Genomic DNA, 23512 nt, shown 5'->3' with positions numbered 1-23512 from the left:
GCCCACGGGGGTGAGCTGACGCCGGATGGGCCGGCGGCTCGAGAACGGCCGCCAGCTCGAGGCGGGAGGGACTCGCACCGGACCGTTCCGGTGCGAGTCCTTTCGTGATCGGGCCCGCTCAGTCCTCGCCACGCGGCAGCGGCGTGGAGCGCACGAGCCGGGTCAGCAGCATGAAGAGGGCTATCGCCAGCACCAGAGCGAGCGTGCCCTGCCAGTACATCTGGCTGCGCAGCATGCTCGCGCCGACGAGAGCCTGGAACATCTGCCAGGTCAGACCGAAGCCGAGCCCGAACCGTCCCCGGGTGAGCACGGAGCGCGCCGCGACCGCGCAGGCGATCGCGAAGAGCACGAGGAACAGTCCCAGTCCCGTGCCGAGACGGGCCTGGAGCTGACCAGCGGTGACCATCACGAAGCAGAAGGTGGCGGCCCCGGTCAGCATCAGGGCTTCGACCACCAGCAGCACTGCGGCGCCCGGCCGGGTCCGGGGGCCTGGATCGGCGGCGTCGGCTGGGCCGGACACGCCGGTGTCCGAGGCGGCGGAGCTGCGTGCACGGGCGTCTCGGGGCATGGGGGAACTGTATCCGGCATCCCCCTCACCCGATCTCTCATCGCAGCTCGCGAGAGGCCCGAGAGGTCGCGGCGTGCCCGGGGCGCGTCCGCGGGCCGCTGCCCGGCGGCGCGAGGACCGGCCCGCCGAAGCACTCCATCGGCTCGAGCGCAACGCCTCCGTGCCGGGCATCACGCCCGCGATGGCACGGGATCGCGCCGTGTGGGAAGTACCACCCAGGTCGAGGACGTAGGCCCTTGTCGGCGCCGCGACCGGCTCAGACAATGGATTACGGCTCGAAACCCCCACCGTGACCCGCAGCAGCCTGTGCCGCTCACGGGTTCGTGGCGCCGAGCCGGTGACCCGACAACGCCCCACCCGGAGCGAACCTCGCCGCGTCGCACCCCTACGGGGCGAGGCGTGGCGTTCTGGAAAGAGAGAGTGACGATGGACTGGCGCCACCGTGCCGAGTGCCTCAACCATGATCCCGAGCTGTTCTTCCCGATCGGGAACACAGGGCCGGCGATCACGCAGATCCAGGAGGCGAAGGCGGTGTGCCAGCGGTGCGACGTCATGACGGCGTGCCTGAAGTTCGCTCTCGAGACCGGCCAGGACTCCGGCGTCTGGGGCGGCCTCTCCGAGGATGAGCGCCGCTCGCTCAAGCGCCGCAACGCGCGCGCCCGCCGCGCCAGCTGACTCGCGCTCCTGCGGCCCGCTCCCGGCTGCGCCGGTGACGGAGCCGCGGGAGAACAGGCTTGAGCCTCAGACGGTCAGCGGATCTCAGACGGTCAGCGGGTCCAAGTAGACGTCGATCGTGGCCCGGGTCCCGCCCTCGGGCCGTCCCTGCCAGGTCAGCGTCCCGCCGAGCTGACCCTGCACGAGCGTGTGGGCGATGTTCGTGCCCAGCCCGGTCGGTTTCGACCCGGCCATGCCGGTCCCGTCGTCCTCGATATCGATGACGAGATGCGAACCGGTCCGTTCGCTGCGGACGGTCAGGGTCCCCCCGGATTCGGACAAGCCGTGCTCGACGGCATTCGTGGCCAGTTCGGTCACCACCAGGGCCAGCGGCGTAGCCTCCTCCGCCCGGATCGACCCGACCCGGCCGATCTTCTCGGTGCGCACCTCCACCTGGGTCTCCGTCAGCCGCGGGGTCCCGGCGCGATGGACGGTGGCACTGGCGGCGTCGACGGCCAGGCGCAGGCAACGATCGATCACCTCGTCGAAGTGGACCGCTTCCTGGGAGCCCTGGAGCAGCGACTCATGGACCAGGGCGATCGTCGAGACCCTTCGCATGGCCTCCGTGAGAGCGTCGCGCGCCTCGTCCGTCTTCATCCGCCGCGACTGCATCCGTAGCAGCGCCGCCACCGTCTGCAGGTTGTTCTTGACGCGATGATGGACCTCGCGGATCGTCGCATCCTTGGTGATCAGCTCGCGCTCCCGGCGCCGCAGCTCCGTCACGTCACGCACCAGGACGATCGCTCCGGTGCGCTGGCCACGCTCGGTCAGCGGCACCGCGCGCAGCGAGAGGGTCCCGCCGCGTGCCTGCATGTCCGAGCGCCAGGCGGCCCGACCCATCAGCACCAGCGGCAACGACTCATCCACCGGTGCTCGCGACTGCAGCACGTCGGTCGAGAGCTCGGCCAGGGTGATGCCCTCCATGTCCCCTTCGATCCCGAATCGGTGGAAGGCCGACAGCGCGTTCGGGGAGGTCCATTGGACGACACCGGCGCCGTCGAGCTCGACGACCCCGTCCCCGACGCGTGGGGCTCCGCGGCGCGGCGGGATCGGGGCGCCATCGATGGGAAACGCGCCGTTCTCGAGCATCGTCAGCAGCCGCATGCCGAGCTGGCGCTCCCTCACCGCGCTCGAGGACGGTGCCCCGTCCGCGACGGGCGATTCGACGGCCAGGACCGCGAGGGTCCGCCCGCTCTTGCGCACGGGCACCAGCAGGCCCGTGGCCTCACGGCCCTCGCGCTCGATCGGGACCATCTCGCCGGACGGCTCGGCGCCATCCAGCAGTGCGGCGATCTCGGAGCCGCCGGCATCCTCGAGGCCACTGCCCACAGGATCCTCGTAATACACGGTGGAACCGGTCGCAGGGCGGCAGTGGGCGACGGCGAGCGGGCCGTCCTCCCCCTTGATCCACAGCACGAGGTCGGATCGGAGCAGATCGGAGACCAGATTCCAGTCTCCGACCAGGTGCTGCAACCAGTCGGCCTCCTTCTCGGAGAGATCGCGATTGTCAGCGAGGAATTTGGACAGGCTCGGCATGGTCCCAGGGTAGTGCGCTGCGCTGAAAGCTCGTGTCGTACCGGGTGCGGAGCTGGCCTAGGCTGAGGGCTGACGAAACCCCTGGGGAGGACGAGGATGAAGCTTCGCGAGACACTGAACCTGCCGTTGTCGGCCCGTGCCGCTGCCGCCATGTACACCGATCCGGCATATGCCGAGATCCGCAAGCAGACGCTCGGCGCCACCCGCGCCGAGGCCACGGCCGACGGCGACCCGGCCGGCGCTTTCACCGTGCGTACCGAGCTCGCCATGCCGACCGACCGGGTCCCGGACGTCGTGCGCCCGTTCGTGGGGTCGTCGGTCACCATCCACGAGGTCCAGACCTGGTCCGCACCGGAGGCCGACGGCAGCCGCAGTGGCACCACGAAGCTCGAAGTCGCAGGCACTCCCGCAGGAATGACCGCGTCACTGCGCCTGACCCCGGCGGGCGAGCAGGCCAGCGGCGTCGTCATCGACGGGGAGCTGACGGCGAAGATTCCGCTGCTGGGTTCGCGATTGGAGAAGGCCGCCGCGCCCTACGTCACCAAGGTGCTCTGCGCGGAGGAGAAATCTGCCGCGAAGTACCAGGCGAGCGCCGCGCAGACGGACTGAGCCGGCGGCGCGTCCGGCTGAGTGACGGCCACGAGACGCTCGGCCGAGTGGCCGACGACGGGACGCTCCGCGCCGCGGCAGTCCGGCCCCGACGTGTCGGACGCGCCGGTTGTGGCCAGCTCCGGTCGTCGCCAGCTCCAGTCGTTTCAGCTCTCGAGCGTGCCGTCGTCCGCCGCGCCGTCGAGGAATGCCAGCGCCTCGGACCCTTCCGACGCGTCGAACCACAGCAGGGCCGGGTCGGTGTCGTCGGCTTCGGCCGAGGCGGCATCCAGCTCGGTGACGTGGAGGCTCGCGATCCTCGCGCGCGTGGACCCGCTCAGGACGATTCCGAACGCGCCGCCCTCCTCGTCGGCGGGCCGGGTGATCCTGTCGGGCACGTCGGCCGCGATCACGAGTGCCCGGTCTGACGCTGCACTCGCGCTGAAGGCGACGTGCACGGCGTCCTGCAGCGCCTCGTACTCCAGGTCCTCCTCGTCCTCGTCGGGACGATCCGCTCGGGCCGGGGTCGTCACGGCCCACGCGGCGCGCCCGGGTGCCAGCTCGAGGTCCGAGCCAGCGCTCTCCAGTGCGCGGCGGTCCCCGGTGGTCAGCGGCAGATAGATCCTCATACGGTCATCTTCTCACCCGGGCGACGGGATGGATTCCCCGGCGAGCGCCGGGGCACTCTGCCCGAGCACGGTCGGGGACGCCGCGATCTCCTGCAGCCCTTTGCGCAGGGCGGACCGCGGGGCGGCCTCGGCCAGCAGGGCTCCGTCCCAGGTCGCGGTGCGGCACGAGACCGGATCGTCCGGCAGCAGGCTCAGCGTGGTCACCGACACCCGCGACGTGATCAGGTCGCGGACCTTGTCTCCCGGGATCGGCGCTCCCACGCGATTGACGATCACGTGCAGCTCGTCCACTCCGAGCTCCTCGAGTCGCGCGTGGTCGCGCAGGAAGCGGGTGATGCTCACGGGGTCCGCCGTCACGACCGCGACCACCGCGTCGGCACTCTCCAGCGCGCTGATCGCGGCCGCATTGCGCTGCGGCGCCGCGGTGTCGTAGCTGAGCTCCTCGTCCTCTTCGAGCACAGCTGCCACGTCAGCGACCACAAGCCCTCCCCGACGGGCGAGAGCGTGCCAGACGCCGTCCATCGAGGTGCGCCGCAGCTCGGCCCAGCGAGCTGGGACCCCGATTCCGCTGAGCAGCCGCAGGCGCGGTTGTGCCAGCGGCAGGAGAGACTCCAGGGTCTCCTCGTCGAGGGTGTCCCGATCGTGGGCGCGGCAGGCGGCGACGAGGCCGGGAGTCTCGTCCAGGACGCCCAGCATCTGGCTCTGCGATGGCCCATAGGTATCGGCATCGACCAGGAGTGTCTCCTGACCGGCGAGCGCCGCCTCCGCGGCGAGGTTGACCGCGATCGTCGAACGGCCGCTGGAGCCCGTCGGCCCCCAGACGGCGACCAGCCGGCCGACGCGCTGCGCAGTCTCCGTGGCCGCCTCCTGCACCCAGGCGGTCGCGTCCTCCTCATCCGAGGCGACCGCTGCGCTCAGCGCCGCAAGGATCTCCTCACTCGGGGTGTCGGAGGGCAGGATGTGCCGCAGACCCAGACTGGTGCGTTCCGCGGTGTCCTGCGAACGCAGACCCACGACGGCGGCGTCCCGGAGCATCGCAGCGATCGAGTCACGCCCGAGCCCGCGCACGGAGACATCGATCAGCACGACATCACCGATCCCCGCGGCGACCACGGCCAGCGTTTCGGCGAGGTCGGCGCAGCGGCGCACCACGCGGGCCGTCCGGCTCCGGTCATGGGCCAGGTCGTGGACTATGCGCACCTCGTCCCGGCCGGAGGCGCAGAGCACGACGTCGATCACGGGTCGACTCCGTAGGCGCCGGGCACGCCGATCACGTCGAGCCGCTCCTCCTGCGAGAGAACCTCGAGAACCCCGGCCAGGCTGTCGCGGGGCACCAGCACCTCCACAGCCATCGACCTCATTCCCAAGGAGCTTCCCTCGTCGATGCTCCGGACCACAGCGTCGGAGACCAGCAGCTCCGCCGTCCCGGTGCCGCCGCTCTCGTCTCCCGGACCGGTGTGCCACAGCTCGACCGTGGCGCCCGGTCTCACGGATTCGGCAACGGTCTCGTCCACGGGGATCACGACCGGGCGCAGCGGGACATCACCTGCCTGTCCCACGGCGGACGTGGGAAGGAGTTCGCCGCCCTCGATCGTGCGGGTCGCCACCGCACCGTCAGGGATCGCCTCGAGGCTGCCGACGTAATGATCAGTGTGGTCGCCGAGCCGCATGTCGACGGTCGTGAGGTCATCCGGTGTGATCTCGTCCCCGGGGACGATGGCAGAGCGCGCGACGAGGACCGGTGTGGTCTCGGCCAGACGGGAGACCAGTAGGGCGCCCATCAGTACGCTGGCCAGCACGAGGACGATCCCGACGATCAGGCGCGGGTCCTTCCAGCGCGGCCGGCGCAGCCTCATCATCGGTGCGGTGGCCCCCACGGCATCCTCCTGCCCCCTGGCCGCGACCCGTATGGCCCGGCTCTGCCGGCGAGGCTACAACCCCTCGGCGCTCCCCCGGCCGTGTTCGCCGTGGAATGTGGACAACTCCCTCCGCGAGGCACCTGCGGCGACGTTGTCCACACCGCCTGATCGCCACAGGCGCCGAGGGTGCGAGAATATGCAGGTCTGCCAAGGTGGATCCGATCGGAAGGAGGGACGATGGCACCTCGTTTCGTACCGTTGTCCGATGTCGCCGAGATGCTCTCGATCTCTGCCTCACAGGCATATTCCCTGGTCCGGTCCGGCGAGCTGAGGGCCATCAAGGTCGGAGGGCGCGGACAGTGGAGGGTGGAGGTCTCGGAGATCGAGTCCTACATCGAGCGCAGCTACGCCGCGACCGCCCACGCCCTCGAGCAGGAGCGTGAACAGGAGCGGCGGACGTCGGACGAACGCCTCTGACTCGCTGCTCTCGATCGACCCGCGCCCAGACCCATCTGCCCCCGCCCCAGCTGCTTCCAGGCTCCGGTGCCCGGTTCCGCGCTCACCGCGGGATGACAGCGAGCAGGGCCGAGGTAGCCACGGTGATCCGGGTCGATCCGGGCACGGTGCCGGATTCTCCGGTGGGCAGGGAATTCACATCGACGGTGTCCGCACCCACGGCGGCGATCCGCGCCGTGATGCTCCCCGCCGCAGTCTCCAGTCTCACGGTGCTCCGGTCCCGCGCGATCGCGCGCAGCACCGACCCCAGTCCCAGCGGCGAGCGCAGAGACTCCTCCGGCGGCCGGGCGCGCGTGGATAACCCCTGCACCAGCGCGATGGCTCCCAGAGGGACGACGGCTCGCTGTCCGCTGCCCTCCTCCCGCAGCGAGAGCCACTCCTGACCGACGTCCTCGACCACCCCGGACAGCCGAAGGCTCTGGCCGAGATGCAGGGTGATCGAGTGCTCCCCGGCACCGCGCAGCCGATCGGCGAGCGTCAGCTGTGCGCGCTCGGCACGGGCCAGATCTTCGGAGACCGCTCGCATCTCTTCCCGCTCGTGGTGCGCGAAGCGCCCCTCGAGATCGTCGAAGATCCGCTCGAATCGCATGACGCCACTGTAGACGCGGCCGCCTCCGACACCGTTCCTCCCCCATCACGATTCTGCACAACCGTTGAACAGACGTTGTGCTGTGGGCCACGGCACGCTAGTTTGCTCTATAGCACCGTGAATGACACCAAACTGCATCAAACGACATGGACTGCAGAGGACGTGTCGCATCACGACGGGGGGACTCCATGGGGGTCGACGAGGACGCGGACGCGCCGCGCAGCACACGGCCTGCGTCGTCGCTGCTGAGCACCGTACTGGCGGCCGCAGGGACGATTGCGATGGCGACGACAGCATCCAGCCTGCTGCCCGCGGCGCTGACGGGCCACGGCGAGGAAGGACTGATCGCGTGGGTCCTCGTGGCTGCCGCCGGATCAGGCGCGTTGCTCTGCCTGTACCTGACCCTGGTGTGGGCACTCGCCTCGACCGTACTCATCGCGGGGCCGGCCACCCGGGTCGGCGCTGCACTGCTGGCCGCTCTGCGCCTGCTGGCACCCCGGATGGCACGCCGCGTGGCCGTCAGTGCGGCCGTGGCGACGACGGCCACCGGGCTGGCGCTCGTGCCTGCCACGGCCGCCAGCCCCGATGCGCAGTCCTCCGGTGCGGCGTCGCCGTCCTTCGCGATGTCCTCCGAGCTGACGCCCTCCGCTCCCTCCGAATCCGATCCGGACCCGGAGGCAGCGGCTCCCGCCTCGAGCGAGGAGGACGAGGGGACCCTGCCTGGGCTGGGGTGGGGCGACGGTCCCGCCGCCAGTGGCCACACGGATCCGGAGGGGCAGAACTCCCGGCCCGCGGACGGAGCTTCGGACCCGGAGCCGACGGAGGAGCCGGGTGCGAGCCCCGGTGCTGGCAACGCACCCGACAGCGGACCGGACGCGACCGGTTCGTCACCCCGGACCGAGGGGACCGTGATCGTGCGCCCCGGAGACAACCTCTGGAGCATCACGGACGATCTGCTCGGCACGGCGCCCGACGACCCCGCCGACATCGCCGCCGCGTGGCCACTGCTGTATGAGGCCAACCGGGGCGAGGTCGGAACCGATCCCGACCATCTCGAACCCGGGCAGGAGCTCACCGTGCCCTCGACCATTCCCATCCAGGAGCAGCCATGACGACCACCGACCAGCGCGCCGCCCGCGCGGGCGACGCCTCCGAGACCCTGCCCGCCGACGATCCCCGCGTGGTCGAACGGATGGTGGAGCCCGTGGCCCGCCGGGCCGTGGAGATCGTGCGCGACATGCGCCCGGAGAACGCACTGGCCCGGATCGTGACCCCGGAGGTCGCGAAGCTGCTGTCCCGCCGTGCGGCCCTGACGCGCCGGCTGCGGGCAGCTACGGGCTACGCTCCGCCGCAGCGACTCCTGGTCACCGGCGTGCGCACCTGCGTGGTCAACGAGCAGACCGTCGAGGCGAGCTGCGTCCTGCGCGAACCGGACCGCGCGCGATTCCTCGCGATGCGATGGGAGCTGCGGCACTCAGGATGGCGCGTCACGGTTCTGGAGATCGGCTGAACAGCCGAACGTCACCGCGACACGGCAGCGGTCTCGCCCGACGAGCCGAACAGCCCTTCGGGCGAGCCTGATCAGCGCCGGCGGCGACTGCGGCGCTGGGACCGGTTCTGCCCGGCTCCCGTGGGAGCGCCTTCCGGCTTGTCCTGCGGCGTATCACTGACGGCGCGCTCGCCGGCGGGAGCCTTCTTGGCTCGTCGTGCCTGTCGGCGACGCTGGGCACGAGAGAGCGTCGAGTCATCCTGGACGCCGGTGCCCTCCGCCGAGGTGTACCGCAGCTGCCCCGAGCTGGGACGGTCATCCAGACCCTTGGCGGTGATCACGACCTGGTTCTCCTCCGCGAGGACGTCCGAAGGCGCGTCGGCCTCCTCAGCGGATTCCTCCGGAGTCGCCGCCTGGGGCTCGTCGGCCTCGGCCTCAGTGTCGGCGTCGGCGCCTGTCGCCGAGCCCGAGCTGTCAATGCCCGCCCCCGCGTCGGCCGTCCCGTCGTCCGCCGCCTCGTCGGCGGCCTCACCATCGGCAGCCGCGGACGTGCCGGTACTGCTCGACGCTGCCGCCGCTCCCACCACGGCCTTCTGGCCGCCGGAGGGGCGCAGCAGGTTGCTCACCGATTGCGGGACCACGGATTCGGTCTTCTCGACCTGCACCTCGAGGTTGTAGATGTAGCCGACCACATCCTCCTTGATGCCCGCGATCATCTCGTTGAACATCAGGTGGCCCTCGCGCTCGTACTCGATGAGCGGGTCGCGCTGGGCCATGGCTCGCAGGCCGATGCCCTCCTTGAGGTAGTCCATCTCGTAGAGGTGCTCGCGCCAGCGACGGTCCATGACCGACAGCAGCACTCGCCGCTGCAGCTGGTGCAGACCCTCCTCGCCGAGCTCCTCGGCGCGCTTCTCGTACGCGACGCGGGCGTCGGCGAGGATCTCCTCCTTGAGCACGGCGGCCGTGAGGTCCTCCTTGCCGCCGACCTCTTCGATCAGCTCCTCCGCCGTGATCGAGACCGGGTAGGCCGGGCGCAGCGCGCCCCACAGCTCCTCGAGGTCGTAGTCCTCGGGGTTCTTGCCCTTGGTGTGAGCGTCGATGGTGCCGCCGATGACCTCGTCGATGAACCGCTCAACGTGCTCGTCGAGGTCCTCGCCCTCGAGGATGCGGGCGCGCTCCTCGTACAGCTTCTTGCGCTGCTTGGTCAGCACGTTGTCGTACTTCAGGACGTTCTTGCGGATCTCGGCGTTGCGCGACTCGATGGAGTTCTGGGCACGCTGGATGGCGCCGGAGACCATGCGGCCCGTCAGTGGGATCGATTCGTCGACCCCGCCGCGGGCCAGCAGGGACTCCGCCGCGCCCGAGTTGAACAGGCGCATCAGGTCGTCCTGCAGGGACAGGTAGAAGCGGGACTCGCCCGGGTCGCCCTGGCGGCCGGAACGGCCGCGCAGCTGGTTGTCGATGCGGCGGGACTCGTGGCGCTCGGTGCCCAGCACGTACAGGCCGCCGAGCTCGACGACCTCATCGTGCTGCTCGGCCACGGCCTCCTTGGCCTTCTCCAGCTCCTCGTCCCAGGCGGCCTCGTAGGCCTCAGGGTCCTCCTCGGCGTCCAGACCGCGCTTCTCCAGCGCGGCGTGCGCCATGAACTCGACGTTGCCACCGAGCATGATGTCGGTGCCGCGACCGGCCATGTTGGTGGCCACGGTGACGGCGCCCTTGGCGCCGGCCATCGCGATGATGGCGGCCTCACTGGCGTGGTTCTTCGCGTTGAGCACCTCGTGGTCGACGCCCTGCGCGGTCAGCAGCTTGGAGAGGTACTCCGACTTCTCGACGCTGGTGGTGCCCACCAGCACCGGCTGTCCCCGGTCGTGGCGCTCGACGATGTCCTCGACCACGGCGTCGAACTTCGCCTTCTCGGTGCGGTAGATGCGGTCGGGCTGGTCCTCGCGCTGCATCGGCTTGTGCGTGGGGATGGGCACCACACCGAGGGAGTAGGTGTTCATGAACTCGGCGGCCTCGGTCTCGGCCGTACCGGTCATGCCCGCGAGCTTGTCGTAGAGCTTGAAGTAGTTCTGGAGGGTGATCGTGGCCAGAGTCTGGTTCTCCGCCTTGATCTTCACCCCCTCCTTGGCCTCGATGGCCTGGTGCATGCCCTCGTTGTAGCGACGGCCGGCAAGGATGCGGCCGGTGTGCTCGTCGACGATGAGCACCTCGCCGTTGAGGATGACGTAGTCCTTGTCCTTCTTGAACAGCTCCTTGGCCTTGATCGCGTTGTTGAGGAACCCGATCAGAGGCGTGTTCAGGGACTCGTAGAGGTTCTCGATGCCCAGGTGATCCTCGACCTTGTCGATCCCGGACTCGAGCACGCCGACGGTGCGCTTCTTCTCGTCGACCTCGTAGTCGCGGTCACGGCGCAGCAGCTTCACGACCTTGGCGAACTCGCTGTACCACTTGTTGGCGTCACCGCTGGCCGGGCCGGAGATGATCAGCGGGGTCCGGGACTCGTCGATGAGGATGGAGTCGACCTCGTCGACGATCGCGAAGCTGTGCCCGCGCTGGACCCGGTCGTCCGGCGAGAGCGCCATGTTGTCGCGCAGGTAGTCGAAGCCGAACTCGTTGTTCGTGCCGTAGGTGATGTCGGCGGCGTACTGCTCACGGCGCTCGGCCGGAGTCATGCCGGACTTGATGACCCCCGTGGTCAGGCCCAGGCTGCGGAACACGCGGCCCATCAGATCGCTCTGGTAGCCGGCGAGGTAGTCGTTGACCGTGACGATGTGGACGCCCTTGCCGGCCAGCGCGTTGAGATACGCGGGCAGGGTGGCGACCAGGGTCTTGCCCTCACCGGTCTTCATCTCGGCGATGCTGCCGCGGTGCAGGGCGGCACCGCCCATGATCTGCACGTCGAAGGGGCGCTGGCCCAGGGTGCGGTCGGCCGCCTCGCGGACCGCTGCGAAGGCCTCGACCAGAATGTCGTCAAGGGTCTCGCCGTCCTCCAGCCGCTCCGTGAAGCGGTCGGTCTCCTCCCGCAGCTCGTCGTCGCTGAGTTCGCTGAAGACGTCCCCAGCCTGACCCACCTTCCGCGCGATGACTTCGAGCCGGCGCAGTTCCCGGCCTTCGCCGGCGCGCAGGATCTTGTCGAAGAGGTTGACCACTCGTGCTCCCGTGAATGTCTGTATACGTCCTCGCGGACGGTTGGTGCCTGACCCATCGTAAGCGTCAGGGCAAGTGGAGATGACGGGATGCGGGCACCGTCACTGCGCGGCGCCGTCCGCGGCGACCCGGGCGGACACCGCCGGGACACGATCTGCGGTGCCGGTGGGAGGATCTGCGGTGTCTATGGCAGACGGTGTCAGATCCTCCGCGTCTGCTGCGTCCGCTGGGTCTGCTGCGTCCGCTGAGTCTGCTGTGAACGCCGGCGGGGCCCAGGTCGCCGCCTCCACGTGCTCGGCCAGGGCACGGGCGAGCTCGCCGGTCCCGGGCCCGGTGAGCACATCGATCCGCTCGAGTCCCTGCCAGTGGGCCGCGCGCTGCAGTTCCCCCGCCAGCGCCCGGGCCACGGAGTCATCCCCGGGACGCTGTCGCGAGGGCAGGTGGGGCAGCGGTTCGCGGAAGGTGCCGCGGACCTCGAGCACGCCGCGGGCGCGGTCCGCCTTGAGATCCACCCGAGCCGGGATGACGTCCCCCTGCAGGAAGAGCAGCGAGTAGTACCCCGTGGTGCGGCGGTGTGCGGGGGTATAGATGCCGATGCGGTACTCCACGTCGAACAGCTGGGACAGCCGCGGCCGGTGGAAGACGATCGGGTCGAAGGGGCTGACCAGGGCAGCGGTGCGCAACGGGGTCGGCCGCGGCGCCTCCCGGTGCAGCAGCATGGGAAGGCGACCGGCAGGGTGGACGACCTCGACCTCGGTGAGCTCCCCGGTGGCCAGCAGATCCTCGACGGCGGGCCGCGCCTCGCGCATCCGCAGCCGGAAATAGTCGGCGAGCGCCCCGACGTCGGCGATGCCGAGCGAACGGGCCGCCAGGGCCACCAGCGCCCGGACCGCGTCGGCCTCGTTCTGTGCACCCGGCGTGCCAGAGACCTCCGGGGCCTCGGCCGTCGGCTCCTCCCCCGAGCTGCCGGACTCATCCTGCTCGCCGGCCGTCGCAGGGTCGAGCGCGGACGGGGCCGCGTCCTCGTCGAGCACGTAGAGCCGTTCGAACTGGGAATTGCGGCCGACGGCGTCCAGCGCTCCGGAGCGGAACAGGTACTCCACGGCCCACTGGCTGGAGGTGCGCCGCCACCCCCACCCGTCGCCGCGCTCGGTGTCGCCCAGATGCCGGGACACGGCCGCGGCGCTCGCGGGGCCGAGCTCACGGAGGGTCGCGAGGATGTTCGCCAGCAGCTGCGGCGAGGACGCCGCGGCCGCGCGCACTGCGCCCCAGTCCTGGCGGGCCGCGGCGCGACGGCGGAAGGCCAGCAGGCGATGAACCTCGTGGGTCGTATAGGCCGCCTCGTGGGCGAGGGCCTCGCGCACCAGTCGGGCCGGGCCGGGGCGGGCCAGCCGATCCAGCACCGCGGGGTCCCAGCTGCCGGTGCGCGTGAAGACCGGCAGGTGGTGGGCGCGGGCGAAGATGCTGACGGAGTCGATCTGGAGCAGATGGGTGCGGGCCAGGGTGCGTTCCAGCGCGCGGCGACTGGCGGCCGCCGACGGGACGGCCGTACGGCGCGCGGGCCCCATCCCTTGGGCGCGGAGGGCGATGCGCCGTGCCTGCGTCCAGCTGATCGTGGAGGTCACCAGTGGGTCTCCCTGTCGGGCGGTGCGGGGACGGAGGGTTCGGGACGAGGGGTCCCACAGCACCGGGCGGGAGGGCGCGTATCTCGCTCCTCCCGCCCGGAGGCGTCTCGGGGTCTCAGGACGACTGCAGCTCCGAATCGAGCTCGATCACACCGTAGTTCCAGCCCTTGCGGCGGTAGACCACCTTGGGGTTGCCGGAGTCGGCATCGACGAAGAGGAAGAAGTCATGGCCGACGAGCTCCATCTGGTACAGGGCATCATCGACGGCCATGGGTGTGGCGGGGTGCTTCTTCTCGCGGATCACCACGGGGCTGCCGGACTCGGCCACATCCAGCTCGGAGACGTCCGCAGGGTTCGCAGCCTCCGACTGGTCCGGGTTCTCGGGACGCTCGGGATCATCGGTCTCTCTCCGGGTCCCGTCGGCCCCGGAGACGCTTGCGCCGGCGGCGGCCCGCGGCTCGGTGGCGGGTTCCACCGGCGTCTCCTGGAGCGGGACGGGCAGTTCCTGGTCCGCGGGCATGGTGCGCACGCTGGCACCGGTTCCGTGATGGGCGCGGTCGCGACCGCGGTGACGGTCCTTGCGCCGGTCCCTGGCACGGCGGAGGCGTTCGAGCAGCTTCCCGTAGGCGATGTCGAGGGCGCCGAAGAGGTCGTCCGCCCGCGCTTCCGAGCGGATCACGGCGCCGTTGTCATGGACGGTGAGCTCGACACGGTCGCTGAGCTCGCTCTGCCTGGGGTTCTTCTCCTGTGAGATCTCCACATCCACTCGCAGCGCCGTGGGGGCGAACTGGGTGACCTTGTCGAGCTTGTCGGTGAGATGGCGACGGAAACGATCCGGGACGTCCATGTGACGTCCGACGACATTGATCTCCATGAGATGTTCTCCTCCAATCCGGGTGCGGCCGCTCTGAGCCCGGCCGCAGTGGCTCGTCGGCTGGGGTGCGCACCTCCTGAGAGAGAGGGACTCGTCATCCTGTGACGAGACGCACCAGCATGCCACGTTTTGCTCGACGTTTCCTGGCCTTGCGCCCCTGGGACCAAAAAAAATCCCGGCGTGCGCTGCATGGGGTCCGTGCGGATCCGCCGTGTTCCCGCAGGAGGGTGCGGCCATCGCTTCACGGTGCTGCGCCCGGCGGCACGGCCGGTGCCGGAACGCGCGCCGAGGCGATGACCACGGCGCCGAGCACCCTCGCCCCCGCCTCGGTCAGCGCCTCGTGCATCCCGCGCAGGGTCGCGCCGGTGGTGACGATGTCGTCGACGATCACCACCGGGGCGCGGTCCTCCCCGGCGCGCCGGGCCGCCGCCGGGGACAGCCGGATCCGACGGGTGCGGCGCTGCCGGGCTCCCTGCCCCTCCTGGCCGGTGGTGGGAACTGCTCGCAGCAGCCGGGCCCGGCCCGCGCCCAGCCGCGCCAGGTCCCGGGCCAGCTCGCCGGTGTGATCCTCGCCCCGGCGCAGCCGGGCGCTGCGGCGCGAGGGCACCGGCACCAGCAGGGGGCGCCTCACCCGCGCCTCGGCCGCCAGGGTGGTGACCGCCGGGGCGAGGGCCGGCGCGATCCGGCGGCCGAGATGGAGCATCCCGCCGTTCTTCCAGGCGAGCACCATGCGCTGCAGGTCGCCCGCATACTCCCCGAGGGCGAGCACGGGCAGCAGGCTGGTGTGGTCCACGCCGGCGGGACGGTGCGCCCCCTCCTCGCGGACGCGCGCCGCGGAGAGCTGCTGGAGAGCATCGCAGCAGGACTCGACGCGGACCGGAGGGGACTCCAGCGCCGCGGCGCAGCCCGGGCACAGCCAGGCCCCGTCCGTGCCGCACGGGCACTGCCGCGGCGCGACCAGTGCGCAGGTCTGGGCCGCGACCTCACGGATCCTCGGCAGCAGACCGCCTCTCGCATCGTCCATCTCCCGATCCCATCGCACGCCGACCCGGCGCACGAGGGGCCGGGGCCGTTCGGGGACGGACGAGCTGTGGGGAGGACAGGTGGCACGAGCCGATCAGCGGTGCCGCGCGCTGCCGAGGACGACCGACTCACCGGAGCCGCCCGCTCAGTAGAACCAGGGGTCGCGGGCCTCGAGGTCGACCGTGGTCCACCCGTCCCCGTCGTTGCGCAGCAGGGAGCCGTCGGCCGTGCCGGCCCAGATGGTCTCGCCGACGACGGTGCCGGCGATGCGGTCGGTGTCGGGTCGCAGCGACGGGAGCGGCTCGCGCCCGGTGGCGAAATCCACGATCTGAGCGCGCTGCTCGCCCGTGCCGGGATCGGAGCCGAGCACGATGACCGCGATCTCGTCGTACCAGCTGGCCTGGGTCACGTCCGAGAGGAAGGTGCGCACCTGGACCGGTTCGGTCACCGACTGCGGGACCCCGTTGCCGTCACGGATCACCGAGCACAGGTCCAGCCGTGACCCGCCGGCGTCGGAGGAGAGCACGATCATCCGGGTGGCATCGGCGGCGACGTCGAGCTCCTGGACCTCGCGGCCGTCCAGCCATGGGGCGTCGACCTTGGCGTCGCTCTCGGGTCCGTCGGCGGACAATGCCATCAGCACACCGGCGCTGGAGCGGGTGGAGGTCCACACGTACCCCGCGTCATCCACCCGGGGAGGGACGAACAGGCCCCCGGTGGCAGCCTCACGCAGCGGCACGGAGCCGTCGGTCGAGGCGAGCAGCACCACCGAGGCCTCCTTGGTCAGGGCCGCGGCGAGCACCCCGTCCTGGGCGATCACCGGAGATCTCAGCGCCAGCTCGGCCAGGTCCGGAACCAGCTGGGTCGCGGGGGCGTCGGTCCCGGGATCGGCGAGCGAGATGACGCCCGTCGGACCTGCCGCGATCGGGCGGTGCCCCGGCAGAGCGCGCTCGATCCCGGCGTCCTCGCTCGGAGCGAAGTCTGCCCCGTCCCGCACCAGCCGGACCCCCGAGAGGGTGCGCAGGGAGCGCAGCGAGGACTCCAGCTGCGTCAGTGCCAGCGCTCTGCGGCCCGGAGCGAGCGAGGCCACCGCGGAGGGGACCGTGAGCTGTGCGGTGCCGTCGGCGCCGGTGGAGACCTCGGTGTCGGCCACTCCGGAATTGCCGGGCACCTCGGTGTGCACGGCTCCGTCGAGGAAGTCGACCGGGCCGCCGCGGAGTCCCTCCAGCACGGCCTCCGCGCCGCGCTGGAGCGGGTACCACCGGTGGTCGGGCACGAGGTGCTGGGAACGGGCATCGATGAAGTAGAGCCGCGCCGGGGCGTACAGGGTCTCGAAGGCTGCCTCGGACAGGAAGATCCCATCGGGCACGTCGCTGAGGCGCCACTGGTCCTCGACCAGTTCCACGCCGACCTCGATCTCCCGCGAGGTCGGTCCCGCCAGCAGGCTGCGCACGCCTTCGGAGTCCACCAGCGCGAGGACCTCGAGAACGAGCACCATCTCGGTGTCGCTGATCGCCTCGACCTCCAGCTCTCGGCTGCCGGAGTAGACGGTGATCCCGGCGGTGGGCTCCCAGACCTCGCTGAGCTCGTCGGTGAGGTACTCGCGGGCGACGGCGAAGTCGCCCTCGGATCCCACCCCGGCCTGCACGAAGCCGGAGACGACCTGCTCCGCCGTGGCGTCCGCCGGCGGCGGGAGCGCCTGGACGTAGGGGACGCCGGGCTGGGAGCGTGCGCTCAAGGGACGGCTGTCGATCGGGGACGACGTCGGGATACGGGCGCAGGCGGCACCGAGGCCGAGCACGGTCGCGGCACCTGCCGCGCGCAGAATGTCGCGTCGGGCGGGGATCATCGCTCTCCTCCTGCCGTCGTGGAGCCGGGGCCCGGGCCGGGCTCGCCGGAGGGTTCGGTGAGGTCGGGGACCAGGCCGGGGCCGATGAGGATCTCCCCGGTGGGTGTGCTCGAGCTGCTCTCGCGGGCGTCACGGTCGAAGGAGCGCTCCAGGCGCAGCGGGGAGCGGGCCAGGGCGCCGCCGGGCCGGCGCGGGAGGGTCAGCCGGAACACGGCTCCCTCCTCCTCCTGGCCCCAGGCCTGGAGCCAGCCGCCGTGGAGTCCGGCATCCTCGACGGAGATCGACAGCCCCAGCCCGGTGCCGCCGAGGGTCCGCGCCCGGGACGGGTCGGCGCGCCAGAAGCGGTCGAAGACGCGCTCGGCCGCCTCCGGGGAGATCCCGTGGCCGTGGTCCTGGACCACCACCGCGACCGCGTCGTCGCTGAACCCGGTCTCCACGAGCACGGGACCGCCTGCCCCGTGCTCGATCGCGTTGGTCAGCAGGTTCCGCAGTATCCGGTCCACACGCCGGGTGTCGACCACGGCGTCCATCCCCTCCCCGGCCAGGCGGACGTCCAGCAGGCAGCCGCGGGCACCGGCGAGCGGCCGCACGTCATCGACGGCGCGGACCACCAGGGCGTCCAGATCCACCCGCTGCGCCTCGAGCTCGGCGGCGCCGGCATCGAAGCGGGAGATCTCCAGCAGGTCGGTCAGCAGCACCTCGAAGCGCTGGACCTGGGCCGAGAGCAGCTCCACGGTGCGCTGGAGCTCCCCGGGCAGCTCGTCGCGCTTGCCGTCCAGCACCGAGGCGGCCATCCGGATCGTGGTCAGCGGCGTGCGCAGCTCGTGGGAGACGTCGGAGACGAAGCGCTGCTGGACCCGGGAGAGCTCGGTGAGGTCCTCGACCTTCGACTCCAGGCTGCGGGCCATGTCGTTGAACGACTCCCCGACCCTGGCCAGCTCGTCCGCGCCGGCGACCTCGACGCGGCTGGTCAGGTCCCCTCCGGCCAGTCGCTCCGCGGCTCCCGCTGCCCGCTTCAGCGGTGTGGTCACCATGCGGGCGACCACGATCGCGATGCCGACGATCAGGGCGAGCAGCACGGCCCCGCCGCCGAGGATCACGCGCTGGACGAAGGCGAGGGTGTCCTGCTCCTCCTGCAGGGAGTAGACCAGGTAGAGGTCGTAGGATCCGACGCCGGGCACGAGGACCCGGGTGCCCACCAGCAGGGCCGGCTCGGTGTTGCCCTCGCTGTCCTCGCGGCCGATCGATCGCCACGAGACGGCGTCGGGCTGATCGGCGATGGCGGCGGTGAAGTCCTCATCGACCTCGTCGAACAGTGTTCGGTCCGAGGAGGCGACCGGGAAGGCGACGCCGGAGGTCTGCACCGGGACCAGCGCCACCTCGCGGCGGTCACCGCCGCCCTGGCCGCCCGCGGTCTGGACGAAGGCGTTCGCCGCATCCTGCTGCTGGGTGCTGGTGGCGCCGGAGAGCTGCCCCAGGGTCTCGGTGAGGTCGCGGCGGACCTCCACCGTCTCCTCGAGGACGCGGTCGCGGCGCTGCTCGTAGAGGCCGTCGGCGATGACGGAGGAGAGGTAGGCGCCGACGGCGAGCATCGAGACGATCGACAGCAGCGTGGTCACCAGCACGACGCGCAGCGCGAGCGGCCAGCTGCGCGGATCCGCCGCGCGCGTCGCCGGTGCGGCCCGGGTGATCACGGATCCTCCGGCGATGTCAGGACACGCCCCCGGCGCGGTAGCCGACGCCGCGCACGGTGACCACGATGCGCGGGTTCTCGGGGTCGTGCTCGACCTTGGAGCGCAGCCGCTGGACGTGCACGTTGACCAGTCGGGTGTCCGCGCTGTGCCGGTATCCCCACACGTCGCGCAGCAGCACGTCACGGGTGAAGACCTGCCACGGCTTGCGGGCGAGCTGGGTGAGCAGATCGAACTCCAGCGGCGTCAGCGAGATCAGCTCATCGCCCCGGCGCACCTCGTGCCCGTCGACGTCGATGACGAGGTCGCCGATGCTCAGCTGCTCCGTGGTGGGCGGCTCGACCCGGCGCACCCGCGCCTTGATGCGGGCGACCAGCTCCTCGGGCTCGAAGGGCTTGGTGAGGTAGTCGTCGGCGCCGGCCTCGAGGCCCTCGACGACGTCGGCGGTGTCGGTGCGCGCGGTGAGCATGATGATCGGCACCCCGGAGTCCCGGCGCAGCCGCCGGCACACCTCGATCCCGTCCATCCCGGGGAGCATGAGGTCGAGCAGGACGAGGTCGGGGCGAAGTCGCGGGAACGTCTCCAGTGCGGAGGCGCCGTCGGGGGAGGTCGCGACCTCGTAGCCCTTGCCGCGCAGAACGATGCCGACCATCTCGGCGATCGCCTGATCGTCGTCGACCACGAGGATCCGTGAAGGCGTCGTCATGCGCCTCATTGTGCCACCGCACGACACATGGTCATCGACGTTCGTCGGATCGGGTACCGGGCCGGGAGTCCGTAAGTTGTCCTGCGAGGGCCCAGGAGAGAGCCCAGGACGGCACCAGCAGCAGGAGGAACCGATGAGCACCGGATGGACCGCACCGGGAACGAGCGGGAGCTCCGATCAGCCCGGCCCCGGAGCCCCGGAGACCTCCGAGGACGCTTCTCACGAGGTGCCCGGGGGCGCGAACGGCGAGGCGGGCCACCCTGGGGGACCACGGCGGGAGCTGGCCGAGAACGTCCCGCTGTTCCCGCTGCGGCCTCTGAGCCTCGGCGAGGTGTTCGGCGCCGCCGTGCGGATCTACCGGCTGCGCGCGAAGACCGTCCTCGGGCTCGCAGCGGCCGTCTACGGCGTCGCGTTCGCTCTGACGACGGTCCTGACCGGGGCGGGGATGGTTCCGTTCATCGGTGAGATGCAGGCCACCATGGACAACCCGGATGCGGCGCCCATCGGGCCGGATGCCTCGGATCTCGTCCTGACCGTCGTCTCCTCGGCGATCTCCGGGATCATCTCGATGTTCGCCGCATCCCTGGTCACCGTGGCCCTGACCCGCGTCGCGATCGGCGAGGCCACCGGTGAACCCGTCTCCGGCTCGCAGATGTGGTCCACCGCCCGGCGCCTGGCCGTGCCGGCGATAGCCATCAGCGCCCTGATCGCCGTGGCCTCGATTCTCGCTTTCTCCGTGCCGTTGGCGCTCGGCGCGCTGCCGGTGCTGCTGGTGCAGGAGGCCGGCGTCGTCACGATCGGCGCGGTCCTGCTCGGGCTGGCCCTCGGCGTGCTGGCCATGATCTGGATCTGGGCCCGCACGATCCTGGCCGTCCCGGCACTGGTGGTGGAGGACGCCGGGATCCTGGGGTCACTGCGTCGCAGCTTCGCCATGACCCGGGGGCGCCGGCTGTGGCGGGTGCTGGGGACGGGTGCGCTGCTCTACCTCGTCTACACCATCGCCCTGCAGGTCGTCGCCGGCGTGTTCGGGTTCGTCGGCGGCATCGTCTACGTCGCGATCCTCCTGGGCAGCTCGATGCAGGCGCTCGTGGTCGCCATGACCGTGCTCACACTCATCACCATGATCGGCAGCTACATCGCGACGTTCCTGCTGGCGCCGTTCCTCTCGGCCGGGTTCGCGGCGGTCTACGCCGACAACCGCATGCGGCACGAGGCGTGGGACGTCGAGCTGACGCGGCGCTCGCGGGAGAACTGGGACACCGGCGGCATGCGATGAACCCTGCCGGCCCCCCGCCCCTGGACCCGGACGAGGCCCGCTCCCGCATCCTCGAGGAGCTGTCCAAATCCGAGTACGACGACTCCCCCGGCTTCGTCAGCTGGCTGCTCGGCGTGATCGAGCGGTGGCTGACGAACCTCGTCGACGGCATCGACGGCTCCTCCGCCGCCCAGGCCGGTCTCGCCGTCGCCGTGGCTCTCGCCCTGCTGCTGGCGGCGTTCCTGGTGCTGCGGCGCACCGGGCTGATCCGCCGCAGCCATACCCTCGCCGTCCCCGCGGGACTCGATGCGCAGCCGGTGCTCAGCGCCTCGGAGCTGCGCGCGTCGGCCCGCTCCGCCATCGATGCGGGCCGGACGGACGACGGCACGGTGCTCGCCCTGCGCGCGCTGGTGCGCGATCTCGACGAGCGCACCCTGCTGGACGTGGCCGCCGGGATGACGGCGCACGAGGCCGCGAACCGCGCCGCCCAGTCCTTCCCCGACCTTCGCGGCCGCCTGCTGCGCGGGGCAGATGCCTTCGACACCGCCGCCTACTCCCGCCGCGCGACGTCGCCGAAGCAGGCCGACGACCTGCTGCGTCTGGCCGAATACATCTCCGAGTCGACCCCCGACCTGTCGGCCGCCGACGAACGAGCCGCCTCATGAGCTCGCCGGCCGCTCCCCGCCCCGAGGCAGGGCGCCGCCGCCCCTGGCTCATCGTGCTCGTGACGCTCGCGGTGGTCGCCGCGGTGGTGGCCTCCATCGCCCGCGGCATCTACCGCGACGGACCGCTGGAGCCCGATGCGCCCACCGGACAGGGCTCGAAGGCCGTGGTCCAGGTGCTCGGAGATCTCGGCGTCGACGTGCAGGTCGAACGTCTCACGGCCGATACCGCCGACTCCCTCCGGGCCGGCCGCACGGTGCTGGTCGCGGCCCCGAACAGCCTCACCGCCGAACAGCTCGACGCCCTGGCCGAGGCCCACGAGGACGGGGGCGGCCGCATGGTGCTGGTGCAGCCGGACGAGATGACGCTGTCCTCCCTGAGCACGGGGATCAGTCCCGCAGGCGCCCTCCGCAGCCCCACCGAGCTGGAGGCCGGTGCCGGCTGCGGGGATCTCGCCCACGGGGCGCGCCAGCTGCGGGTGCCCGGTGAGGACGGGCTGCGGGGGCGCTCCACCCTGTACCGCGCCGGTGAGGGGGGCGAGAACTGCTTCCTCTCCGGTGACGGGGCCCTGGTGGTGGGCGAGGACCGTCTTCTGGTCCTCGGCAGCGCGGATCTGCTGACCAACGACGGCGTCGGCGAGGCCGACAACTCCGCCGTCGTCCTCAATGCTCTCGGCGATTCCGGCGAGCTGAGCTGGTACCTGCCCTCGGCCAGCGACCCGATGAACTCGGGCGCGCAGAGCATCCTGACGTACCTGCCCGACTGGGCCGGTCCGCTGGCACTGTGGATCCTCGTAGCCGGCACGATCGCGCTGCTCGCGCTGGGCAGGCGCTTCGGCCCCGTGGTGGTCGAGCCCCTGCCGGTCACGGTCCGCCCCCAGGAGCTGGTCCTGGGACGGGCCCGCCTGCTGCAGCAGGCCGAAGCGCGGGACGCGGCCGCGACGGCATTGCGCTCGGCGGCCTCGACCCGGCTCGCCGATCGCCTCGGCCTGCGCCGCGAATCCGCTCTGGACGGCCTGATCGCAGCACTCGCGTCCCATGTCGACCGCACCCCCGAGCAGCTGCGGACGCTGCTCGGCCCCACCCCTGTCACCAGCGACCAGGACCTCGTGCGCCTCGCCCAGGACCTGGACAGTCTCGAGAAGGAGATCGACCGATGACCGACCCCACCCCCGCCGCACCGCACCCGCCCCGGACTGCAGACGCAGGTCCCACCACCGGCCCCGCCGTCGACGTGGACACCCGCGATCAGCTGCAGGGTCTGGCCACCGAGATCCACAAGGGCGTCGTCGGGCAGGAAGCGGCCGTGACCAGCCTCGTCGTCGCTCTCCTGTGCCGTGGGCACGTGCTCCTCGAAGGCGTGCCCGGGGTCGCGAAGACGCTCCTGGTGCGGTCCCTGGCCGCCGCTCTCGACGTGCGGATGCGTCGCGTCCAGTTCACGCCGGACATGATGCCCGGCGACATCACCGGGTCCCTGATCTACGACAACACCACCAGCGACCTCGTCTTCCGTGAGGGCCCGGTGTTCACCAACCTGCTGCTGGCCGACGAGGTCAACCGCACTCCCCCGAAGACCCAGTCGGCGCTGCTGGAGGCCATGGAGGAGCGGCAGGTGACCGTGGACGGGGCGAGCCGTCCGCTGCCGGACCCGTTCCTGGTCATCGCCACCCAGAACCCCATCGAGTTCGACGGCACCTATGCCCTGCCGGAGGCGCAGCTGGACCGGTTCCTGCTCAAGGCCGTGATGCCGCTGCCCGAGCGCGACGACGAGATCGACGTGCTGCGCCGCCACGCGGAGGGCTTCGACATCAGCGACCTCGCCGCGATGGGACTGGGCCCCGTGGTCGATGTGCCGTCCCTGCACCGTGCCCAGCAGGACGTCGCCCGCGTCGTCGCGGAGGATCAGGTCGTCCAGTACATCGTCGACGTGTGCCGTGCCACCCGCCGCTCGCCCAGTCTCTCGCTCGGTGTCTCCCCCCGCGGCGCGATCGCCCTGCTGCGCACCGCGCGCGCCTGGGCCTACCTCGCCGGCCGTGACTTCATCACCCCCGACGACGTCAAGACCATGGCCCCGGCCACGCTCTCCCACCGCGTCCGCCTGACCACCGAGTCCGAGTTGGAGGGAACCCAGGTCGAGTCCGTGCTCGCCGCGACCCTCGCCTCCGTCCCGGTGCCCCGCTGAGGGACGC

Annotated in this window: 22 protein-coding genes; 9 read left to right on the top strand and 13 right to left on the bottom strand. The window is 71.3% G+C overall.

Features of this window, described 5'->3' with window-relative positions:
- Positions 1–118 precede the first annotated feature (118 nt).
- Positions 119–568 carry a hypothetical protein gene (locus tag ACFQS2_RS04270; RefSeq protein WP_377017378.1) on the bottom strand — a complete coding sequence of 150 codons (450 nt, stop codon included), beginning with the start codon at positions 566–568 and terminating at the stop codon, positions 119–121.
- 426 nt (positions 569–994) lie between these two features.
- Between ACFQS2_RS04270 and ACFQS2_RS04265 the strand changes: the two genes are divergently transcribed.
- The gene (locus tag ACFQS2_RS04265) at positions 995–1243 is read left to right on the top strand and encodes a WhiB family transcriptional regulator (RefSeq protein WP_377017376.1); all 249 of its coding nucleotides are present in this window, start codon (positions 995–997) and stop codon (positions 1241–1243) included.
- A gap of 84 nt (positions 1244–1327) precedes the next feature.
- Here ACFQS2_RS04265 and ACFQS2_RS04260 read toward each other — a convergent pair whose 3' ends face one another.
- Positions 1328–2818, bottom strand: a complete 1491-nt coding sequence (locus ACFQS2_RS04260; RefSeq protein WP_377017374.1) for a sensor histidine kinase — start codon at positions 2816–2818, stop codon at positions 1328–1330.
- A gap of 96 nt (positions 2819–2914) precedes the next feature.
- Here ACFQS2_RS04260 and ACFQS2_RS04255 point away from each other — a divergent pair, with 96 nt between their 5' ends.
- Positions 2915–3427, top strand: coding sequence for a DUF2505 domain-containing protein (locus ACFQS2_RS04255; RefSeq protein ID WP_377017371.1), 513 nt, complete (start codon positions 2915–2917; stop codon positions 3425–3427).
- Positions 3428–3573: 146 nt separating this feature from the next.
- Here ACFQS2_RS04255 and ACFQS2_RS04250 read toward each other — a convergent pair whose 3' ends face one another.
- Genes ACFQS2_RS04250 through ACFQS2_RS04240 form a run of 3 tightly spaced genes read right to left on the bottom strand, consistent with a single transcriptional unit; the run spans position 3574 to position 5912 of the window.
- Positions 3574–4035 (bottom strand): DUF6912 family protein, encoded by a 462-nt coding sequence (locus ACFQS2_RS04250; RefSeq protein WP_377017369.1) that lies wholly within the window; start codon positions 4033–4035, stop codon positions 3574–3576.
- 12 nt (positions 4036–4047) lie between these two features.
- Positions 4048–5274: a CpaE family protein gene (locus ACFQS2_RS04245; protein ID WP_377017367.1), complete on the bottom strand. Its 1227-nt coding sequence runs from the start codon at positions 5272–5274 to the stop codon at positions 4048–4050.
- Complete coding sequence (locus ACFQS2_RS04240; RefSeq protein ID WP_377017365.1) at positions 5271–5912, bottom strand: SAF domain-containing protein; 642 nt, start codon at positions 5910–5912, stop codon at positions 5271–5273. The genes ACFQS2_RS04245 and ACFQS2_RS04240 overlap by 4 nt, the downstream gene beginning before the upstream one ends.
- Positions 5913–6131: 219 nt before the next feature.
- Here ACFQS2_RS04240 and ACFQS2_RS04235 point away from each other — a divergent pair, with 219 nt between their 5' ends.
- Positions 6132–6371 (top strand): helix-turn-helix domain-containing protein, encoded by a 240-nt coding sequence (locus ACFQS2_RS04235; RefSeq protein ID WP_377017363.1) that lies wholly within the window; start codon positions 6132–6134, stop codon positions 6369–6371.
- 82 nt (positions 6372–6453) lie between these two features.
- Here the strand turns inward: ACFQS2_RS04235 and ACFQS2_RS04230 are convergent, their stop codons facing one another.
- Positions 6454–6999, bottom strand: a complete 546-nt coding sequence (locus ACFQS2_RS04230) for a hypothetical protein (RefSeq protein ID WP_377017361.1) — start codon at positions 6997–6999, stop codon at positions 6454–6456.
- A 281-nt stretch (positions 7000–7280) separates the two neighbouring features.
- Between ACFQS2_RS04230 and ACFQS2_RS04225 the strand changes: the two genes are divergently transcribed.
- Together ACFQS2_RS04225 and ACFQS2_RS04220 are read left to right on the top strand one after the other, a co-directional pair.
- Positions 7281–8111 carry a LysM peptidoglycan-binding domain-containing protein gene (locus ACFQS2_RS04225; RefSeq protein WP_377017359.1) on the top strand — a complete coding sequence of 277 codons (831 nt, stop codon included), beginning with the start codon at positions 7281–7283 and terminating at the stop codon, positions 8109–8111.
- On the top strand, positions 8108–8509 hold the full coding sequence (locus ACFQS2_RS04220; protein WP_377017357.1) for an Rv3235 family protein: 402 nt from the start codon (positions 8108–8110) through the stop codon (positions 8507–8509). The genes ACFQS2_RS04225 and ACFQS2_RS04220 overlap by 4 nt, the downstream gene beginning before the upstream one ends.
- A gap of 71 nt (positions 8510–8580) precedes the next feature.
- Here ACFQS2_RS04220 and secA read toward each other — a convergent pair whose 3' ends face one another.
- The 7 genes from secA to mtrA form a co-directional block, all read right to left on the bottom strand.
- Positions 8581–11640, bottom strand: coding sequence for a preprotein translocase subunit SecA (gene secA, locus ACFQS2_RS04215; protein ID WP_377017355.1), 3060 nt, complete (start codon positions 11638–11640; stop codon positions 8581–8583).
- 99 nt (positions 11641–11739) lie between these two features.
- Positions 11740–13263 carry a winged helix-turn-helix domain-containing protein gene (locus ACFQS2_RS04210; protein WP_377017352.1) on the bottom strand — a complete coding sequence of 508 codons (1524 nt, stop codon included), beginning with the start codon at positions 13261–13263 and terminating at the stop codon, positions 11740–11742.
- Positions 13264–13378: 115 nt separating this feature from the next.
- Positions 13379–14137 (bottom strand): ribosome hibernation-promoting factor, HPF/YfiA family, encoded by a 759-nt coding sequence (hpf, locus tag ACFQS2_RS04205; RefSeq protein ID WP_377017350.1) that lies wholly within the window; start codon positions 14135–14137, stop codon positions 13379–13381.
- A 241-nt stretch (positions 14138–14378) separates the two neighbouring features.
- The gene (locus tag ACFQS2_RS04200) at positions 14379–15161 is read right to left on the bottom strand and encodes a ComF family protein (protein ID WP_377017348.1); all 783 of its coding nucleotides are present in this window, start codon (positions 15159–15161) and stop codon (positions 14379–14381) included.
- Positions 15162–15305: 144 nt separating this feature from the next.
- Positions 15306–17009 (bottom strand): LpqB family beta-propeller domain-containing protein, encoded by a 1704-nt coding sequence (locus ACFQS2_RS04195; RefSeq protein ID WP_377792834.1) that lies wholly within the window; start codon positions 17007–17009, stop codon positions 15306–15308.
- Positions 17006–18703 carry an MtrAB system histidine kinase MtrB gene (gene mtrB / locus ACFQS2_RS04190; RefSeq protein ID WP_377792833.1) on the bottom strand — a complete coding sequence of 566 codons (1698 nt, stop codon included), beginning with the start codon at positions 18701–18703 and terminating at the stop codon, positions 17006–17008. The genes ACFQS2_RS04195 and mtrB overlap by 4 nt, the downstream gene beginning before the upstream one ends.
- A gap of 16 nt (positions 18704–18719) precedes the next feature.
- The gene (gene mtrA / locus ACFQS2_RS04185) at positions 18720–19415 is read right to left on the bottom strand and encodes an MtrAB system response regulator MtrA (RefSeq protein ID WP_377017342.1); all 696 of its coding nucleotides are present in this window, start codon (positions 19413–19415) and stop codon (positions 18720–18722) included.
- Positions 19416–19539: 124 nt separating this feature from the next.
- On the opposite strand from mtrA, the gene ACFQS2_RS04180 reads away from it, so the two are divergent.
- The 4 genes from ACFQS2_RS04180 to ACFQS2_RS04165 are packed head-to-tail and all read left to right on the top strand — an operon-like array spanning position 19540 to position 23505.
- Positions 19540–20682 carry a glycerophosphoryl diester phosphodiesterase membrane domain-containing protein gene (locus ACFQS2_RS04180; RefSeq protein ID WP_377792832.1) on the top strand — a complete coding sequence of 381 codons (1143 nt, stop codon included), beginning with the start codon at positions 19540–19542 and terminating at the stop codon, positions 20680–20682.
- The gene (locus ACFQS2_RS04175; protein ID WP_377792831.1) at positions 20679–21326 is read left to right on the top strand and encodes a DUF4129 domain-containing protein; all 648 of its coding nucleotides are present in this window, start codon (positions 20679–20681) and stop codon (positions 21324–21326) included. Before ACFQS2_RS04180 ends, ACFQS2_RS04175 begins: the two co-directional genes overlap by 4 nt.
- The gene (locus ACFQS2_RS04170; protein ID WP_377792830.1) at positions 21323–22483 is read left to right on the top strand and encodes a DUF4350 domain-containing protein; all 1161 of its coding nucleotides are present in this window, start codon (positions 21323–21325) and stop codon (positions 22481–22483) included. The genes ACFQS2_RS04175 and ACFQS2_RS04170 overlap by 4 nt, the downstream gene beginning before the upstream one ends.
- A complete protein-coding gene (locus ACFQS2_RS04165; RefSeq protein WP_377792829.1) occupies positions 22480–23505 on the top strand; it encodes an AAA family ATPase in 1026 nt (341 codons plus the stop codon). The genes ACFQS2_RS04170 and ACFQS2_RS04165 overlap by 4 nt, the downstream gene beginning before the upstream one ends.
- Positions 23506–23512 lie beyond the last annotated feature (7 nt).

Source organism: Brachybacterium sp. GCM10030267, assembly GCF_042666875.1.
In the GTDB taxonomy this organism is placed as follows: Bacteria; Actinomycetota; Actinomycetes; order Actinomycetales; family Dermabacteraceae; genus Brachybacterium.
The sequence above is the reverse complement of the archived record's forward strand: the minus strand, read 5'-3'. Positions and strand labels throughout refer to the sequence as shown.

Coding starts and splice junctions, on each gene's coding strand:
- ACFQS2_RS04270 (WP_377017378.1), bottom strand. CDS start 568: ATGCCCCGAGACGCCCGTGCACGCAGCTCCGCCGCCTCGGACACCGGC.
- ACFQS2_RS04265 (WP_377017376.1), top strand. CDS start 995: ATGGACTGGCGCCACCGTGCCGAGTGCCTCAACCATGATCCCGAGCTG.
- ACFQS2_RS04260 (WP_377017374.1), bottom strand. CDS start 2,818: ATGCCGAGCCTGTCCAAATTCCTCGCTGACAATCGCGATCTCTCCGAG.
- ACFQS2_RS04255 (WP_377017371.1), top strand. CDS start 2,915: ATGAAGCTTCGCGAGACACTGAACCTGCCGTTGTCGGCCCGTGCCGCT.
- ACFQS2_RS04250 (WP_377017369.1), bottom strand. CDS start 4,035: ATGAGGATCTATCTGCCGCTGACCACCGGGGACCGCCGCGCACTGGAG.
- ACFQS2_RS04235 (WP_377017363.1), top strand. CDS start 6,132: ATGGCACCTCGTTTCGTACCGTTGTCCGATGTCGCCGAGATGCTCTCG.
- ACFQS2_RS04230 (WP_377017361.1), bottom strand. CDS start 6,999: ATGCGATTCGAGCGGATCTTCGACGATCTCGAGGGGCGCTTCGCGCAC.
- ACFQS2_RS04225 (WP_377017359.1), top strand. CDS start 7,281: ATGGCGACGACAGCATCCAGCCTGCTGCCCGCGGCGCTGACGGGCCAC.
- ACFQS2_RS04220 (WP_377017357.1), top strand. CDS start 8,108: ATGACGACCACCGACCAGCGCGCCGCCCGCGCGGGCGACGCCTCCGAG.
- hpf (WP_377017350.1), bottom strand. CDS start 14,137: ATGGAGATCAATGTCGTCGGACGTCACATGGACGTCCCGGATCGTTTC.
- ACFQS2_RS04200 (WP_377017348.1), bottom strand. CDS start 15,161: ATGGACGATGCGAGAGGCGGTCTGCTGCCGAGGATCCGTGAGGTCGCG.
- ACFQS2_RS04195 (WP_377792834.1), bottom strand. CDS start 17,009: ATGATCCCCGCCCGACGCGACATTCTGCGCGCGGCAGGTGCCGCGACC.
- mtrA (WP_377017342.1), bottom strand. CDS start 19,415: ATGAGGCGCATGACGACGCCTTCACGGATCCTCGTGGTCGACGACGAT.
- ACFQS2_RS04180 (WP_377792832.1), top strand. CDS start 19,540: ATGAGCACCGGATGGACCGCACCGGGAACGAGCGGGAGCTCCGATCAG.
- ACFQS2_RS04175 (WP_377792831.1), top strand. CDS start 20,679: ATGAACCCTGCCGGCCCCCCGCCCCTGGACCCGGACGAGGCCCGCTCC.
- ACFQS2_RS04170 (WP_377792830.1), top strand. CDS start 21,323: ATGAGCTCGCCGGCCGCTCCCCGCCCCGAGGCAGGGCGCCGCCGCCCC.
- ACFQS2_RS04165 (WP_377792829.1), top strand. CDS start 22,480: ATGACCGACCCCACCCCCGCCGCACCGCACCCGCCCCGGACTGCAGAC.